Genomic DNA, 16,830 nt, shown 5'->3' with positions numbered 1-16,830 from the left:
CCCTCCGCCACGCCCGCCGCCACGCCCGCCGCCACGCCCGCCGCCACGCCCGCCGCCACGCCCGCCGCCACGCCCGCCTTGCCACACCGTTCCGCCGCATCGCGCTGTCCTGCCGCGTCGCGCCGTCCGCCACCTGGCCCGCCGCTCGCCACGCCCGGCCACGCGCCACGCCCACCCACGCCCGGCCACGCGCCACGCCCGGCCACCCGCCACGCCCAACCCGCGCCGCCACGCCCAACCCGCGCCGCCACGCCCGACCCACGCCGCCACGCCCGACCCGCGCCGCCACGCCCGACCCACGCCGCCACGCCCGACCCGCGCCGCCACGCCCGGCCACCCGCCACGCCCGGCCACCCGCCACGCCCGGCCACCCGCCACGCCCAGGCGCACGCCACGCCCAGGCGCACGCCACGCCCAGGCGCACGCCACGCCCAGGCGCACGCCACGCCCAGGCGCACGCCACGCCGGCGCGCCGGCGCGGCAGTTTGCCGGGCCGACGTGCCATGCCCTTTGGTGGGGCGGTCTGCGGGGGGTCTCATCCTCAAGCATGAGACGGACCTCGGACGCGGTGACGAATCCGGGGGGCTGTGGAGCCGATAGCGTACGAAGGGTGCTGAAGCGCGTGCTGAGCCGCCGAGCGGACCCGTTGGTGCAGGACATCGCCTTCGCGGTGGGGCTTGCGGTGGTCAGCGGGGCGGCGACGGTGGTCGCGCAGGACGAGTTCGGCACCAGGAATCTGGCGTGGCAGCTGGTCTTCGACACGGTCGGGTTGGCGGCGGTGGCGGTGCGGCGGCGGTGGGTGTGGGTGGCGGTGTGGTTCACCGCGGTGCACACGACGGTGCCGTTCCTGGGGGCGTTTCCGCTGGTCAACGGCGGTTTTTCGGTGATTGTCGTCACGTACACGGCGGCGGCGTACCTGCCGTTGCGGGCGGCGGTGGTGGCGGGGGTGCTCGTCTGGGGGCCGGGGATGGTCCTGGCGACGATGATGGGGCGCACCGACGACGAGCCGTTCCTGCTGGAGCCGCGGGTCTTCCTGCTGTTCAACGCGATGAGCGCGGTGGTGTGTTTCACGGTGGGGCGCACGATGGCGACGCGGCGGGCGTACGTGGCGGCGCTGGAGGACCGGGCGAGGACGGCGGAGACGAGCCAGCGGGCGCTGACGGAGCAGGCGGTCGCGGACGAGCGGCGGCGCATCGCGCGGGAGCTGCACGACGTCGTCGCGCACCACGTGAGCGTGATGGGGGTCCTCGCGACCGGGTCGCGGCGGATGCTGCAGCGGGACCCGGGGGCGGCGGACGAGGCGCTCGCCACGATCGAGGAGACGGGGCGCACCGCGCTGCGGGAGATGCGGCGGCTGCTGACGGTGCTGCGCACGGAGACGGAGCCGGCCGGTGAGCTGGCGCCGCAGCCGGGGCTGGCGGGCGTGGAGGGCCTGGTCGAGCAGATCCGGGAGGCCGGGCTGCAGGCGGTGCTGAAGGTGGACGGGGTGCCCGGGCCGCTCGACCCGGGGATCGCGCTGACGATCTACCGGATCGTGCAGGAGGCACTGACGAACGCGTTGAAGCACGCCGGGGCGGCCACGGTCGAGGTGAGGATGGCGTTCAGCCGGCAGGACGTGGTCGTGGAGGTGTGTGACACGGGTCGCGGGCCGCAGCTGGGCACGGCCGCGATCGGGCACGGGCTGCTCGGCATGCGGGAGCGCGTGATGCTGTACGGGGGGACGCTGCGCACCGGGCCGCGGCCGGGCGGCGGCTACCGTGTGCACGCGAGGATCCCGATCGAACAGCACGCCGACACCGTGGAAAGGCAGCCAGCTTGAACGCGAGCGCGCACCTGAAGCCCATCCGGCTCCTGCTCGTGGACGACCAGCCGCTGCTGCGCACCGGGTTCCGGATGGTGCTCGGCGGCGAGACGGACCTCGACATCGTCGCCGAGGCGGGTGACGGGGTCGAGGCGGTCGAGCTGGCCCGGCGCCTGCTGCCCGACGTGGTGCTGATGGACATCCGGATGCCCCGGATGGACGGGGTCGCCGCGACCCGGGCGATCGTCGAGGCGAAGCTGCCGGTGCGGGTGCTGATCCTGACCACGTTCGACCTGGACGAGTACGTGGTGGGCGCGCTGCGCGCGGGGGCCAGCGGGTTCCTGGCCAAGGACGTGCCGGCCGACGACCTGGTCACCGCGATCCGGACGGTGGCGGCGGGCGAGGCGGTGGTGGCGCCGCGGATCCTGAAGCGGCTGCTGGACAAGTTCGCCGACGCGCTGCCGGACCCGGACGCGGCGCCGCCGCGGGACCTGCGGGTGCTGACCGACCGGGAGCGGGAGGTGCTGGTGCACCTGGCGCGGGGGCTGTCCAACGCGGAGATCGCCAGGGCCCTGTCGGTGAGCGAGACGACGGTGAAGACGCACGTCGGGCACGTGCTGACGAAGCTGGGGCTGCGCGACCGGGTGCAGGCCGTCGTCCTGGCGTACGAGACGGGTCTGGTCCGCCCGGGCACGTGAGGCCCGCGGCCTACGACCCGGGCCGGGGTGATCCTCCTCCGGGGCACCCACCGGTCTCCTTCGCAGGGAGTAGCCACGACCGGCACCCCGGGAGGACGGCACGCCCTCGATCACCCCGTAGCGTGAGGACATTCACGAAACCAGAGGGGGATCGAGCGTGACCACGACAGTCACGACCGGGCAGGCGGTCGCCGCCCGCGCGGTGGACGTGTGGAAGGTGTACGGCAGCGGCGAGGCCCAGGTCATCGCGCTGCACGGGGTGAGCGTCGAGCTGGAGCGCGGGCAGTTCACCGCGATCATGGGCCCGTCCGGGTCCGGCAAGTCGACGTTGATGCACACGCTCGCCGGGCTCGACTCGGTGACGCGCGGTGAGATCTTCGTCGGTGACACCCGGTTGACGGGGATGTCCGACGGTGATCTGACCAACCTGCGCCGCACCAAGGTCGGGTTCATCTTCCAGCGGTGTCGCGGCCGGAGGTCATCTTCGCCGACGAGCCGACCGGCAACCTCGACTCGCGCTCCGGCGCGGAGGTGCTGTCGTTCCTGCGCAACTCGGTGCGGGAGTTCGGCCAGACGATCGTCATGGTGACCCACGACCCCAACGCCGCGTCCTACGCGGACCGGGTCATCTTCCTGGCCGACGGCCGGATCGTCGACGAGCTGCGCTCGCCGTCGGCCGACGCGGTGCTGGACAAGCTCAAGGGGCTCGACGCCAAGGTCGAGAGCGCCGCCGACGCGCCGCGGGCGGGCTGAGCCGTGCTTCGCGCAACGCTCAAGAGCCTGCTGGCGCGCAAGCTCCGGCTGATCCTCTCGGCCCTGGCGGTCGTGCTGTCCGTCATGTTCATCGCCAGCTCGCTGGTGCTGACCGACACGCTGGGCCGCACGTTCGACAACATCTTCGCCGACATCTACACCAACACCGACGTGCAGGTCACCACGAAGGCCGACGTCGAGTCGCAGGGCGGCGGTCCGGCCCAGTCGCTGAAGCCGCTGACCGCCGCGGACGTGGAGAAGGTCGCCGGCGTCGACGGGGTGAGGTCGGCGAAGGGCCAGGTGTTCCTGACCGGCGCCCGGGCCGTCGGCAAGAACGGCAAGATCGTGCCCAGCGGGTCCGGGCAGTTCGGCGGCAGTTGGGGCGGCGAGGACGAGCTGACGAAGCTCATCGCCGGCAAGGCGCCGTCGGCCGACGACGAGGTGGTCATCAACAACGGCCTCGCCGCCACCGGCAAGTTCGCCGTCGGCGACCCGATCGACGTCATCACCCGCACCCAGCCGCGCAAGACGTTCAAGATCTCCGGCATCATGCAGTACAGCGGCGGCCGGGACTCGATGGCGGGCGAGACCGCGGTGCTGTTCACCGAGGGCACCGCGCAGGAGCTGATGCTCGGCCAGAAGGGCGCGTTCAACCTCATCGACGTCAAGTCCGACAGCGGCGTCGCGGACGCGAAGGTCCGCGACAACATCAAGGCCGCGCTCGGCGACGGGTATGTGGTGCAGACGGGTCAGGACCTGTCGGAGGAGTCCAGCAAGCAGCTGCGGGACCTGCTGGCCTACGTCAACTACTTCCTGCTCGGCTTCGGCGTGGTCGCGCTGCTGGTCGGCGTCTTCCTGATCCTCAACACGTTCTCGATCATCGTGTCGCAGCGCACCCAGGAGCTGGCGCTGCTGCGGGCGATGGGCGCCGGCCGGGGGCAGGTCATCCAGTCGGTGCTGATCGAGGCCCTGATCATCGGCGTGATCGGGTCGCTGCTGGGCTTCCTCGTCGGCCTCGGGCTGGGTTCGGCCGGGGCGGCGTTCTTCGCCTCGACCGCCGACATGGACTCCGCCGGGGTGGGCTTCCCGCTGACGGCGATCATCGTGTCGTTCACGGTCGGCATCCTGGTCACCATGGTCTCGGCGGTCGTGCCGGCGATCAAGGCGGCCCGGGTCGCGCCGATCGCGGCGATGCGTGAGGCGGCGGCGACCGACCGGCCGCTGACCGGGATCACGATCGCCGGCGGCCTCGTCACCGCCCTCGGCGCCGGCGCCCTGGTGTGGGGCCTGGCCGGGGCCGGCGACGCGACGCTGCTGCTGGTGTTCGGCGGCGTGCTGCTGATCATCATCGGCGTCACGCTGCTCGCCCCGCTGCTGAGCAAGCCGCTCGTCGGGGCGCTCGGGTCGATCTTCTCCTGGACGATCCCGGGCAAGCTCGGCAAGCGCAACTCCTCGCGCAACCCGCGCCGCACCGCGATCACGGCCGGCGCGGTCATGATCGGCATCGCGATCATCACGATGATCAGCACGGTGCTCACGTCGCTGTCGACGGCCATCGGCGAGACGGTGGAGAAGGACCTGCAGGCCGACCTGGTCGTCATGGGTCAGCAGACCTCCGACGTGCCGCCGGTCATCCAGCCCGACGAGCTGCGCCGGATCAAGGCGCTGCCGCAGACGCAGACCGCCGTCTCGCTGACGTATGACGCGGTGGAGTTCAACGGCAAGCAGGAGTTCGTCGCCGCGTTCGACGACATGACGGCGGCCGTCACGGTGCTGAAGCTCAAGGCCGAGCAGGGCCGCGTCGACCGGCTCGACAGCGGCGAGTTCATCACCGACGAGAAGAGCGCCAAGGACCGCAAGTGGAAGCTGGGCGACAGCTTCCAGGTGACGTTCAACAAGGGCGGCACGAAGACGCTGAAGCTGGTCGGCATCACCCAGAGCAACGCCGCGACCAGCGGGATCACGATCTCCGACGCCGACGCGCAGACCGGGTTCGCGTTCCCGCAGCCGATCCAGGCGTTCGTGCAGGTCAAAAGCGGTGTGAACGTCAACGACGCGAAGGCCGCGGTCGACGGGGTGATCAAGAACAACCCCGAGGTCGACGTCGTCACCAAGAAGGAGTACGCCGGCAACAGCCAGCTCGTCTTCGACGCGATCCTGATCGTCGTGCAGATCCTGCTGACGGCGGCGCTGGCGATCTCGGTCCTGGGCGTCATCAACACGCTGCTGCTGTCGGTCATCGAGCGGACCCGGGAGCTGGGCATGCTGCGGGCGATCGGCCTGCGGCGCGGCCAGACCTGGCTGATGGTGACCATCGAGTCGGTGGTGATCACGGTGTTCGGCACGGTCCTCGGCCTCGCCATCGGCGCCGGGCTGGGCTCGGCGATCGTCACGGCGCTGAAGCGGGCCGTCGGGTTCGGGGCGGTCACGATGCCGTGGGGCACGATGGTGCTCTACCTGGTCGGCGCGGTGATCGTCGGTGTCGTGGCGGGCATCATCCCGGCGGTGCGGGCGGCGCGGCTGAACGTCCTCAACGCCATCGCGTACGAGTAGCAAGAACGCGAGAACGATTCGCCGGTCGGGGTCGCCCCGGCCGGCGAATCGCATCTCCGGGGCCCTTCCTGTGCACGCTGAGACGGCGGGCTAGGGGTTGACCCTGAGATTGGCTCCGGGCTGATCCCCCAGCGAAATACCGGTGGTCGGCTCGCCCTGCGGGCGGACGAGACCGGCCCGATCCGCCCCGAGGATGAAGGCACACCATTCACCAGGGGGAATCATGACTGCATCGGTTGCGACGCGCACCGAGGTGGCCGCGAAGGCGGTCGACGTCTGGAAGGTCTACGGCACGGGCGAGGCGCAGGTCAACGCGCTCGGCGGGGTGTCGGTGGAGCTGGAGAAGGGCCGCTTCACCGCGATCATGGGCCCGTCGGGCTCCGGCAAGTCGACGCTCATGCACTGCCTCGCCGGGCTCGACGCCGTCACCCGCGGCGAGGTGTTCATCGGCGACACGCAGATCACCGGCCTGTCGGACCGGGGCCTGACGAACCTGCGCCGCACCAAGGTCGGCTTCATCTTCCAGCAGTTCAACCTGCTGGGTGTCGCGGCCGGAGGTCATCTTCGCCGACGAGCCGACCGGCAACCTCGACTCGCGCTCCGGCGCGGAGGTGCTGTCGTTCCTGCGCAACTCGGTGCGCGACTTCGGCCAGACGATCGTCATGGTCACCCACGACCCCAACGCCGCGTCCTACGCCGACCGGGTCGTGTTCCTCGCCGACGGGCACATCGTCGACGACCTGTACGCGCCGACCGCCGACGCGGTCCTCGACCGGCTCAAGCGGCTGGACAAGTCCGCGCTGGACGGGACGGTCTGACGATGCTGCGCGCCACACTCAAGAGCCTGATGTCACGCAAGCTGCGGCTGGTCCTGTCGGGCCTGGCCGTGGTCCTGGGCGTGATGTTCGTGTCGGGGGCGTTCGTGCTCACCGACACCATGGGCCGCTCCTTCGACAGCCTCTTCGCCTCCGTGTACCAGGGCACCGACGTCAACGTCACCCAGAAGTCGAAGGTCGGCGACCAGGACTTCGGCCCGTCGCAGCAGGCGAACATCCCGGCCGCGACCCTGGACAAGGTCCGCGCCGTGCCCGGCGTCGCGAGCGTCACCGGCGAGGCGACCGCCGACGGCGCCCGGGTCATCGGCAAGAACGGCAAGGTCGTCACCACGTTCGGCCCGCCGCGGCTCGGCGGCAACTGGGTCGGCACCTCGGACCTGCTGCAGCTGCGGGAGGGCCGGGCACCGGCCGCCGACAACGAGATCGTGGTCAACGTGACCACGGCCAAGAGCGCCGGCGGGCTCAAGGTCGGCGACGACGTCGGCGTGCTCACCCTGCAGCCCGGCAAGCGCGTGTTCAAGCTCGTCGGCATCTTCGGCTACAGCGGCGACCGCGACTCCCTCGGCGGCTCGCTCGAGGTGCTGTTCACCACCCCGGTCGCGCAGGAGCTGATGCTCGGCGAGAAGGACGTGTACAGCTCGATCAACGTCACGGCCGCCGACGGCGTGACCAACGAGAAGTTGCGCGACGACATCGCCGCCGCGCTCGGCGGCGAGGCCGCCGGGTTCCAGGTCAAGACCGGCCAGCAGCTGACCGACGAGACGACCAAGGAGTTCCGCGACGGTCTGGCGTTCTTCAACAACGTGCTCATCGGGTTCGCCGGTGTCGCGCTGTTCGTCGGCACGTTCCTCATCCTGAACACGTTCTCGATCATCGTCGCGCAGCGGACCAGGGAGCTGGCGCTCATGCGGGCCCTCGGCGGCAGCCGCGGCCAGACCCTCGGCTCGGTCATCATCGAGGCGGTCGCGATCGGGCTCATCGCCTCCGTGCTGGGCCTGGCCGCCGGCATCGGCGTCGGGGTCCTGCTCGCCTGGGTGTTCGGCAACGTCAGCGGCGTCGAGCTGGCCAGCGTCGGCGTGCCGGCCGCCGCGGTGATCAGCGCGTTCGTGGTCGGCCTGCTGGTGACGGTCGTGGCGGCGGTCCTGCCGGCGCTGCGCGCCTCCCGCATCCCGCCGATCGCGGCGCTGCAGGAGGTCGCGACCCCGGACCGGCCGCTCACCAAGCTCACCGTCAGCGGCGCGCTCGTCGGCGCGGCCGGCGGCACGATGCTCGGCCTCGGCCTGGCCGGGCAGGGCGACAACACGCTGTGGCTGATCCTCGGCGGGGTCCTGGTCAGCTTCATCGGCGTCGCGCTGCTCACGCCGCTGCTGGCCCGGCCGGTGGTCTCGCTGCTCGGCCGGCTGTTCTCCTGGTCGGTGCCGGGCAAGCTGGGCCGGCTCAACTCGGGCCGCAACCCGCGGCGCACCGCGATCACCGCGGCCGCGCTGATGGTCGGCCTGGCCCTCATCACCGGCGTCAACGTCATCCTCGCCTCGGCGAAGCAGAGCCTGTCGTCGCAGGCCGCGACCCAGGTGACCGTCGACCTGATCATCTCCGGCGACGGCGACGACAACGGGCCGGCGAAGTTCGACCCGGCGGTGATGACCGCGGCGGCGAAGCTGCCGGGCGTGGCCAGCGCGGCCAGCGAGTACTGGGACTTCGCGCAGGTCGACGGCGAGGGCCGGGGCATCTCCGCGACGCCGGACATGGCCGCTTACGCGGGCATGTTCAAGCTCGTCGCGACCGAGGGCACCCTGGCGTGGAGCGGGCCGGACCAGGCCGTCATCGACGTGGAGAACGCCAAGAAGCGCAACCTGAAGCTCGGTTCGACGATGACGATGCAGTTCACCCGCGGCCAGCCGCACCAGGTGAAGATCGTCGGGCTGTACCAGAAGAGCGACGTGATGGGCGGCCTGGTGGTCTCCGGTGACGTGGTGAAGGACTTCCGCACCGCGCAGCCGTCCTGGGGCTACCTGCGGGTCAGCGACGGCACGTCGGTCGACTCGATCCAGCGGCAGGTCGACCAGCTGCTGGTGGACAACCCGGAGGTGTCGGTCGCGAACCGGGCCGAGTTCGTCGACGCGCAGGCCGCGCAGTTCGACCAGCTGCTGGTGATGATCCAGGTGCTGCTGGCCCTGGCGATCCTCATCGCGGTCCTCGGCATCGTCAACACCCTGGCGCTGTCGGTGCTGGAGCGCACCCGCGAGCTGGGGCTGCTGCGGGCGATCGGGATGCGCCGGGCGCAGACGATGCGGATGGTGACCGTCGAGGCGGTCGTCATCTCCACCTTCGGTGCGCTGCTCGGCCTCGCGGTCGGCACCGGGCTCGGCGCGGCGGTGGTGCGGGCGCTGAAGGACGACGGGTTCACGAAGCTGGCGTTCCCGTGGAGCCAGATGGCGACGTACCTGCTCCTCGCGGCGCTGGTCGGGGTGGTCGCGGCGGTGCTGCCGTCGATCCGCGCCTCGCGGGTCAACGTGCTGCAGGCCATCGCGCACGACTGACCGGCACGGTATGCGAAGGGGGCGCCCACGGGGGCGCCCCCTTCGCCGCGCTCACCCGAAACGTGCGCTCAGGCGACAAGCGCGCCCACCCGACGAGCGCGCTCAGGCGACGAGCTTGCGCAGGTACGCCACGTCCACGTCGAGCAGCGAGCCGACCAGCGTGACCCCCTCGGGGTCCAGGTCGACCTCGCACGGCACGCCGAGCACCGCGCAGCCGGCGGCGCGGGCGCTGAGCAGCCCGTTCGGCGAGTCCTCCACGGCGACGCACTGCGGGGCGGTGGTGCCCAGCAGCCGCGCCGCGGTCAGGTACGGCGCCGGGTGCGGCTTGGTCCGGTCGACCTCGTCGCCGGCGACGACCGCGTCGAAGTTGTCGGCGCCGATCGTCAGCAGCGCCACGTCCACGAGGTGCCGGTGCGTGGCGGTCACCAGCGCGAGGGGTACACCTTCGGCACGCAGCGCGGCGAGCAGCTCCCGGGCGCCGGGCCGCCACTCGATCCCGCCGTGGAAGAGCTCCTTGACCCGGGTCTCCAGCCACACCACGCTGTCGTCGGTGCTGACGCTCGCGGGCAGGCCGAGGTCGGCGTGCAGCAGCCGCATCGAGTCGGTCATGTTGCTGCCGACCATCGCGTGCCGGGCCTGCGCGGACAGCACGCCGCCGTAGTGGGCGGCGAGCTCGGTCAGGCCGACGGACCACACCTTCTCGCTGTCCACGAGGGTGCCGTCCATGTCGAAGAGCACGGCCGCGAGCCGGTCGTCAGAAGCCACCTGACGGATCCTGCCCGAGGGACCCGGTCACGACCGGCCGATCGTGCGCAAGGTCACGGCCTCGACCGCGTCGAGGAACTCCTTCGGGGTCATGCTGCCCGGCGGCAGGCCCTGCCGGGCGGCGCGCTGCACCAGGCGGCGGGCGGTCTCGTTCGCCGGGGCGGCGGTGCCGTGCAGCCGGGCCAGGAGCACGATCTCGCCGTTGAGGTAGTCGGCCTCCACGGTGCCTGTGCCGCGGGCGAGGCTCTGCCACGACGAGCCGCCGGCCCGGGCCGCGTCCGACGGCCAGCGCATGATGTCGCCGCGGCGCTGCCGGTCCTCCTCCTGCGTCGCGACGTCGATCCCGGCGTGGCGCAGCACCGCCTCCCCCTCGGCCTGCACCGGCGCGGCCGCCTCGTCGAGGCCGGCGACCCGCCCGCACAGCGCCTCGACCGCGTTGCCGAGGTTGAGCACGAGCTTGCGGTACTTCCACCGCATGATGTCCGCCCGCGGCTGCGACACGAACCCGGCGGACTCCAGGCCGGCGGCGAGCCGCTGCGCCGTCGCGTCGGTCCCGGCCGGGTAGCGGCCCAGGTCGAGGATGCCGGGGACCGGCTCGCAGTGGGCCTCGACGACCCCCGGGGCGAGGTGGCTGCCGGGCAGGATGACGTGGACGCCGTACACGTCGGGGAAGTGCCGCAGCGCGGCCCGCTCGTTGGCGACCCCGTTCTGCAGGCAGACCACCGGCCCTTCGAAGCCCTCCAGGGCGACCAGCGCCGCCGCGGTGTCCATGCCCTTCATGCCGAGCACGACGACGTCCTTGCCGGTGCCGGCCGGGTGCTCGTACGCGTCGAGCCGGACGACCGTGTCACCGGACGGCTGGCGCAGCGTCAACCCGTCCCGGCGGATCGCCTCGAGGTGCGCGCCACGGGCGACGACCGCCACGTCGTGGCCCGCCATCGCCAGCCGGGCGGCGACGACCCCGCCGACCGCTCCCGCGCCGTAGATCATCCATCGCATCACCCCAGGGTATTTCGCGACGAAACGCATCGATCATGCATACGTTCCGTGATAATCACGCCATGCGTTCGAGCGTCTACCTGCTGCCGTTGCTGCTGGTGCAGGCGCTGTGGCTGCTCGCGCCGGGGCTGCTCGCCGGACTGCTGCTCGCCCGCCGGGACCGCGTCCCGGCGTACCTCGTCGTGCCGGTCGCCGGCCTGGTCGGCTGCCTGTGCGGGTACGTGACGCTGTGGGCGTTCTTCGCCGCGCACCGCCTCGGCGACGCGGCCGTCGCCGTGTTCGCCGCCGCCGCGCTGCTGTCCGCGCCCTGGATCGTGCTGCGCCGCGACCTGCGCGCCGCCCTGCGCCGGTTGGACGTCGCCGCGCCGCTGGTGCTGCTGCTGGCGCTGACCCTCACGTACGCGGCGGTCACGTTCTCCTGCACGATCGCGCCGGTCGCCGGCCAGGTCAACGGCTTCTGCCACCTCAGCGGGTTCACCGGCGACAACATCCTGCCGCAGCTGTTCGCCGACAACGTCCACCACGGCGACCCGCGCACCGTGACCTGGGACTGGCAGGGCAGCGACCGGCCGCCGCTGCAGTCCGGCGTGCAGCTGCTGCAGGCGCCGCTGACCGAGTCCCCCGCCTGGCGGGTCATGAGCTACGAGGTGCTGACGGTCCTGCTGCAGGTGCTGTGGCTGCCCGCCATGTGGGGGCTGCTGCGGGCGCTGCGGGTCACCACCCGGGCCGTCGCGCTGGTCATCGCGGTGTGCGCGGGCACCGGGCTGTGCTTCTTCAACTCGGTGTTCACCTGGCCGAAGCTGCTGCCGGCGGCGCTGGTCCTGCTCGCCTGCGGCGTGTGGTTCTTCGACCGGCGCGGGTGGTGGAGCTGGACGATCGGCGGGCTCGCCGCCGGTGCCGCGATGGTCGCGCACGGCGGGGTCGTGTTCACGCTCCTGCCGGTCGGCGCCGCCCTGCTGCTGCCGCGGCACCGCCCGTCCTGGGCGTCGCTGGGGGCAGCGGCGGCGGCCGCGCTGCTCATGGTCGCGCCCTGGGTCGCCTACCAGCGGCTCTACGACCCGCCCGGCGACCGGCTGCTGAAGATGCACCTCGCCGGCATCGCCGAGCCGGACGGGCGCCCCCTCGGCGAGCTGCTGCGGGTGCGGTACGGCGCCGACGGCGTCACCGGCGCCCTCGCCAACAAGGCCGCCAACGCCGCCACCCTGTTCGGCGTACAGGACGTGCAGTACCAGCTGCTCGGCCACCGCCGTACCAGCGTCGTGCGCGACGAGGAGTTCCGCTACCTCGCCCTGTCCTTCGGCGCGCTCACCCTCGGCTGGCTCGCGCTGCTGCGCCGCGACGCCCGCCGGAGGCTGCGGGCGGCCGCCGACCCCGGCCGGCTGCGCCTGGTCCTGGGCCTCGCCGGCGCTTCCCTCGCCGGGTGGGTGCTGCTCATGTACGGCCCGTCGACGACCCACCTGCACCAGGGCTCGTACGCGACGATGCTGCTGCTGTTCGCCGGTGCCGGCGTGCTGTTCAGCACCCTGCCCCGGTGGCTGACCGGGTTCGCGGTGGCGGCGCAGGCGGCGTACTGGGCGCTGGTCTGGGTCGCGGCCGTGTGGAAGGGCCACCACCTGCACTGGGGGTACGTCACGGTGAGCCTCGTGGCGGTGGCGGCGTTCGCCGGCACGCTGCTGTGGCTCTACCGCCGTGGTGAGGACGCCGCCGTCGAGGGCGCGCCGGAGCGTCCGGTCACCGCGCCGCGGCCGGCACCCGCCCCGGCGTGACGCAGCGCGACCTCGGTGCGACCTCAGTGCGCGGCGGGCTGCGGGTCGGCCTCCGGCAGCGTCGCCGGCGTCGGCTCGGCGGCCGGGTCCGCGGGGCCGGCCACCGGCGTGCGCCACATGACCACGGCGGTCAGCGCCAGCCCGGCGAGCATCAGCAGCAGCGGCAGCACCGACCCGGTCGGCGGGTGCCAGTCACCGGCGAGCGGGTTGAACCAGCCGAGGCCCGCGTCCGGGGCGAGGCCGCGCTGCCAGCGCACCATCGCGAACACCAGCAGCGCGGCGTGCACCGGCAGCAGGAACAGCACGAACGTGCGGCTCAGCGTCCGGGCCTGCCCGGCGTCGAACAGCCGGCGCTCCAGGACCCACGCGGCCAGCAGCGGCATGCCGGCCAGCAGCGGCAGCATGTACCGGCCGCCGGTGATGAACCCGGTCACGTTCGCCTGGCTGACCTGCAGGATCCCGGGCAGGACCACGCCACCGGCCAGGAAGACCAGGTAGCGCCAGCGGGTGACCCAGCCGCCGACCACGCCGCCGAGGACGACCATCCCGCCGACGATCATGATCCACACCAGGTAGAACGGGCTCCACAGCTTCGTGTCGAACCAGCCGGCCACCCCGATCATGCCGATGAGCAGCTGGTACCAGCTGTCGACGTACTGGGTGACCGCCTCGCCGGTGGTGTAGTCCCACAGGCCGGGCGGCGGCGGGACGAGCTCACCGGTGCGCATGACGACGATCCACGTGGCCGACAGCAGCCCGGCCACGACCACCCCGGCGGACCACAGCTTGACCCGGGTGTGCGCCCACCACTGCTTCAGCCACGCCCAGCGCAGCGGCAGCGCCAGCGCGGCGAGCCCGAACACGAACCAGGCCGGCCCGCCCGAACGCAGCGTCAGCAGCAGTACCGACGAAACACCCAGCAGCGTGACGAGCGGCTTGCGCGCCGGGTCGGGCGGCTCCAGGAGCAGCGGGATGCCGGCGGCGAAGAACGCGATCCCGGCCGCGATCTCCAGCGCGTTCGGGTTCACCCCACCGGCCAGATGGGCGAGCATCGGGGTGGCCACGCACAGCAGCGCGGTCGCCGGCAGCCCGAACCGGGACCAGCGGCGCAGCGCGAGGAACGCCGAGGCGATCAGCGCCGCGCACATCGCCGCGTTGAGCAGCCGCGCCACGACCAGGCCGCCCCAGTTGGGCAGCCACCGCAGGGGCGGGCCGACGACCAGGTAGAACAGCGGGTTGTACCGGCCGGCGCTGGTGCTCACCTCGGTGACCGGGCCGCCGCTGAGCCCCTTCGCACAGGCGGCGGACTTCGTCGGGTCGAACCCCCAGCAGACCGCGTGCGCGTCCATCCCGGCGGGAACCCGCTGGTAGGCGCCCATGCCGGGGCGGCCGAACGCGTCCGGGACGGTCCGCGGCTCGGCGAAGATCTGTCCGGGTGCGAACGATCCGACGCCCGCGGCGCGGATGCTGTGCTGCACCTCGTCGGCCGGACCGTCGAACGGCGCCGCCACGGCCCACGCCCCGAAGACGAGGAAGAACGCGAGGAAGGCGAGCAGCCAGGAACGGGGTCCGCTATGCACCCCGGGATGGTACAAGGTGATCTTGGAAACTGACACCTCGGGCGCGGCCGGCAAGCCATCCGGCGGTCGCCCACGTAGGCTGGGACCGTGACCGAGTTCGACGGCCTGCCCGTGCTGCGCTCCCCTGTCGCGATTGCCGCGTTCGAAGGGTGGAACGACGCTGCCGACGCGTCGACCGCCGTCGTCGAGCATCTCGAGCAGGAGTGGGGCGCCGAGCCCATCGCCGCGCTGGACCCCGAGGACTTCTACGACTTCCAGGTCAACCGGCCGACAGTGACGATGTCCGACGGCGAGACCCGCCGCATCGAGTGGCCGACCACGCGGTTCTCCGTCGCCACCCCGCCCGACGCGGAGCGCGACATCGTCCTCATCCGCGGCATCGAGCCGAGCATGCGCTGGCGCACCTTCTGCGAGCAGGTCCTCGAGGTCTGCCACAGCCTCGAGGTGAGCCGCATCGTCCTGCTCGGCGCGCTGCTCGCCGACGTGCCCTACACCCGGCCGCTGCCGGTCAGCGGCTCCGCGCCGCGCGGCGCCACCGTCACCGACACCACCGAGCGGCTCGGCCTCACCCCGACCCGGTACGAGGGACCGACCGGCATCGTCGGCGTCCTGCACGACGCGTGCGTGCGCGCCGACCTGGAGGCCGTGTCGTTCTGGGTGCACGTGCCGCACTACGCGAACAACCCGCCGTGCCCGAAGGCCACCCTCGCCCTGCTGCACCGCGTCGAGGAGGTCCTCGACCTGCCCGTGCCGACCGGCGACCTGGCCAAGGAGTCCTCGGAGTGGGAGGAGCGGCTCAAGCAGGCCGCCGAGCAGGACGCCGAGCTCGCCGAGTACGTCCGCGAGCTGGAGGAACGCTCCGGCGACGCCGGCCTGCAGCCGCTGTCCGGTGACGAGATCGCGCAGGAGTTCGAGAAGTACCTGCGCCGGCGCGGCGGGCAGGCCGGGCCGTCCGCGACCGGCGCCTGGTAGCCGCCCGCCGTCGCCTAGGCTGAGCGGCCGTGACTGGTGGCGCGGACCTCGGCATCGACTACGGCACGTCCAACACCGTCGCCGTGCTGCGCCGCCCCGACGGGCGCAGCCGGGCGCTGCTGTTCGACAGCTCGCCGCTGCTGCCCTCGGCCGTCTTCGCCGCCCCGGACGGCACGCTGCTGACCGGCCGCGACGCCGAACGCGGCATGCGCACCGACCCGGCGGCGTTCGAGCCGAACCCGAAACGCCGCGTCGACGAGCTGTCCGTGCTGCTCGGCGGCCGGGAGTACCCGGTCACGGCCCTCGTCGCGGCGACGCTGCGGCAGGTCGCGGCGGAGGCGGTCCGGGTCGCCGGCGGGCCCGTCGGCCGGGTGTCGATGACCCACCCGGCGTCCTGGGGCCCGGCGCGCCGCCGGGTGCTGCTGGAGGCCGCGGCCCTCGCCGGGCTGCCCGAACCGGTGCTCGTGCCCGAGCCGGTCGCGGCCGCCGCGTACTTCACCGCCGTGCTCGGCATGCGGATCGTCCCCGGGCAGAGCGTCGTCGTGTACGACCTGGGCGCCGGCACGTTCGACGCCAGCGTCGTGCGGCGCACCCCCGGCGGGTTCGACACCCTCGCGTACCGGGGACTCGACGACGTCGGCGGGCTGGACCTGGACACCGCCGTGTTCGACCTGGTGTGCGCCGCGCTTGACCGCTCCGCGGCGCCCGTGGCCGCGCGGCTGCGCCGGCCCGCGTCCCCGGACGACCAGCGGCAGCGGCTGCTGGTGTGGCAGGACGCGCGGGCGGCGCGGGAGAGCCTGACCCGCAACGCGTCCGCCACCGTGTACGTCGCCGCCGCCGGGCAGGACGTGCTGGTCACCCGCGCCGAGTACGAGACGGCGGCGGAGCCGCTGCTGCGCCGCACGATCGAGGTCACCCTGGCCACGGCGCGGGAGTCGCGGGTGCCGGCGGACGGGTTCGCCGGGTGGTTCCTGGTGGGCGGGGCGACGCGGACGCCCCTGGTCGCGACGCTGCTGCTGCGGGCGACGGGGCGGACGGCGACGGTCCTGGAGGAGCCGCAGCTGGTGGTGGCGGAGGGGGCACTGCACTGCGGGCCCCCTCCGCCTGCTCCTGCCCCTGAGCCGGTGGCTGTCCCTGGTCCCGAGGTTGCCGCTGTTGCCGACGTGGTGCCCGCCGAGCGGTCCGGGGTGCCGGCGCTCGGGCGGTCGGGCGCGGAGCTGGCCGGCATCGGGCTCGTCGCGAGCGCCGCCGCGGCCGCCCTCGTCTCCGGCGCCATCGCCCCCGCCACCGGCGGACCGCCCGCCGACTGGCTCATCGCGCCCACGCTCGGCGCGCCCCTCGCGGTGCTCACGTACTACCGGGTCGGCCGGCTGACCCGGCCCGGCCGCCGGCTCGTCGACGCGGTCACGGTCCTGGCGACGGTGGCCCTGTGCGCGTACGCCGCGGCCACCGCCCTCACCGCGCCCGCACAGACGAACGGCGGCGTCGTCGCGGGGCGCGCCATCTGCGTGGTGGCCCCGGCCGTCGCCGCCGTCATCTGGACGGTCCGGCTGCTGCGCCGGTGAGC

The 16,830-nt window shown here is 73.1% G+C and carries 10 protein-coding genes and 2 pseudogenes; 9 read left to right on the top strand and 3 right to left on the bottom strand.

Annotated features, from left to right (window positions below):
- Positions 1–610 precede the first annotated feature (610 nt).
- The 6 genes and pseudogenes from OP18_RS03680 to OP18_RS03655 all read left to right on the top strand — a co-directional run bounded on the left by OP18_RS03680 (position 611) and on the right by OP18_RS03655 (position 9,181).
- Positions 611–1,819: a sensor histidine kinase gene (locus tag OP18_RS03680; protein ID WP_033357203.1), complete on the top strand. Its 1,209-nt coding sequence runs from the start codon at positions 611–613 to the stop codon at positions 1,817–1,819.
- Positions 1,816–2,499, top strand: coding sequence for a response regulator (locus OP18_RS03675; RefSeq protein WP_033357202.1), 684 nt, complete (start codon positions 1,816–1,818; stop codon positions 2,497–2,499). Before OP18_RS03680 ends, OP18_RS03675 begins: the two co-directional genes overlap by 4 nt.
- Positions 2,500–2,656: 157 nt before the next feature.
- Positions 2,657–3,252 (top strand): annotated as a pseudogene (locus tag OP18_RS51070) (ABC transporter ATP-binding protein).
- Between the two features lie 3 nt (positions 3,253–3,255).
- Entirely contained in the window at positions 3,256–5,805 is a 2,550-nt protein-coding gene (locus OP18_RS03665) for an ABC transporter permease (RefSeq protein ID WP_033357201.1), read from the top strand.
- Between the two features lie 223 nt (positions 5,806–6,028).
- A pseudogene (locus tag OP18_RS51065) lies at positions 6,029–6,623 on the top strand (ABC transporter ATP-binding protein).
- Between the two features lie 2 nt (positions 6,624–6,625).
- Entirely contained in the window at positions 6,626–9,181 is a 2,556-nt protein-coding gene (locus OP18_RS03655; RefSeq protein ID WP_033357200.1) for an ABC transporter permease, read from the top strand.
- A gap of 102 nt (positions 9,182–9,283) precedes the next feature.
- On the opposite strand, the gene OP18_RS03650 is transcribed toward OP18_RS03655, so the two are convergent.
- Complete coding sequence (locus OP18_RS03650) at positions 9,284–9,946, bottom strand: HAD family hydrolase (RefSeq protein ID WP_279327103.1); 663 nt, start codon at positions 9,944–9,946, stop codon at positions 9,284–9,286.
- A 27-nt stretch (positions 9,947–9,973) separates the two neighbouring features.
- Positions 9,974–10,945: a ketopantoate reductase family protein gene (locus OP18_RS03645; protein ID WP_033357199.1), complete on the bottom strand. Its 972-nt coding sequence runs from the start codon at positions 10,943–10,945 to the stop codon at positions 9,974–9,976.
- A 62-nt stretch (positions 10,946–11,007) separates the two neighbouring features.
- Here OP18_RS03645 and OP18_RS03640 point away from each other — a divergent pair, with 62 nt between their 5' ends.
- Positions 11,008–12,711 carry a hypothetical protein gene (locus tag OP18_RS03640; protein ID WP_033357198.1) on the top strand — a complete coding sequence of 568 codons (1,704 nt, stop codon included), beginning with the start codon at positions 11,008–11,010 and terminating at the stop codon, positions 12,709–12,711.
- A 23-nt stretch (positions 12,712–12,734) separates the two neighbouring features.
- Here the strand turns inward: OP18_RS03640 and OP18_RS03635 are convergent, their stop codons facing one another.
- Entirely contained in the window at positions 12,735–14,291 is a 1,557-nt protein-coding gene (locus OP18_RS03635; protein ID WP_033357197.1) for a glycosyltransferase family protein, read from the bottom strand.
- 87 nt (positions 14,292–14,378) lie between these two features.
- Between OP18_RS03635 and OP18_RS03630 the strand changes: the two genes are divergently transcribed.
- Entirely contained in the window at positions 14,379–15,263 is an 885-nt protein-coding gene (locus OP18_RS03630) for a PAC2 family protein (RefSeq protein WP_033357196.1), read from the top strand.
- 29 nt (positions 15,264–15,292) lie between these two features.
- Positions 15,293–16,828 carry an Hsp70 family protein gene (locus OP18_RS03625; protein ID WP_052386176.1) on the top strand — a complete coding sequence of 512 codons (1,536 nt, stop codon included), beginning with the start codon at positions 15,293–15,295 and terminating at the stop codon, positions 16,826–16,828.
- The last annotated feature ends 2 nt before the right edge of the window (positions 16,829–16,830 follow it).

Source organism: Dactylosporangium aurantiacum, assembly GCF_000716715.1.
GTDB lineage: Bacteria > Actinomycetota > Actinomycetes > Mycobacteriales > Micromonosporaceae > Dactylosporangium > Dactylosporangium aurantiacum.
This window is presented reverse-complemented; position numbering and strand designations above follow the sequence as displayed.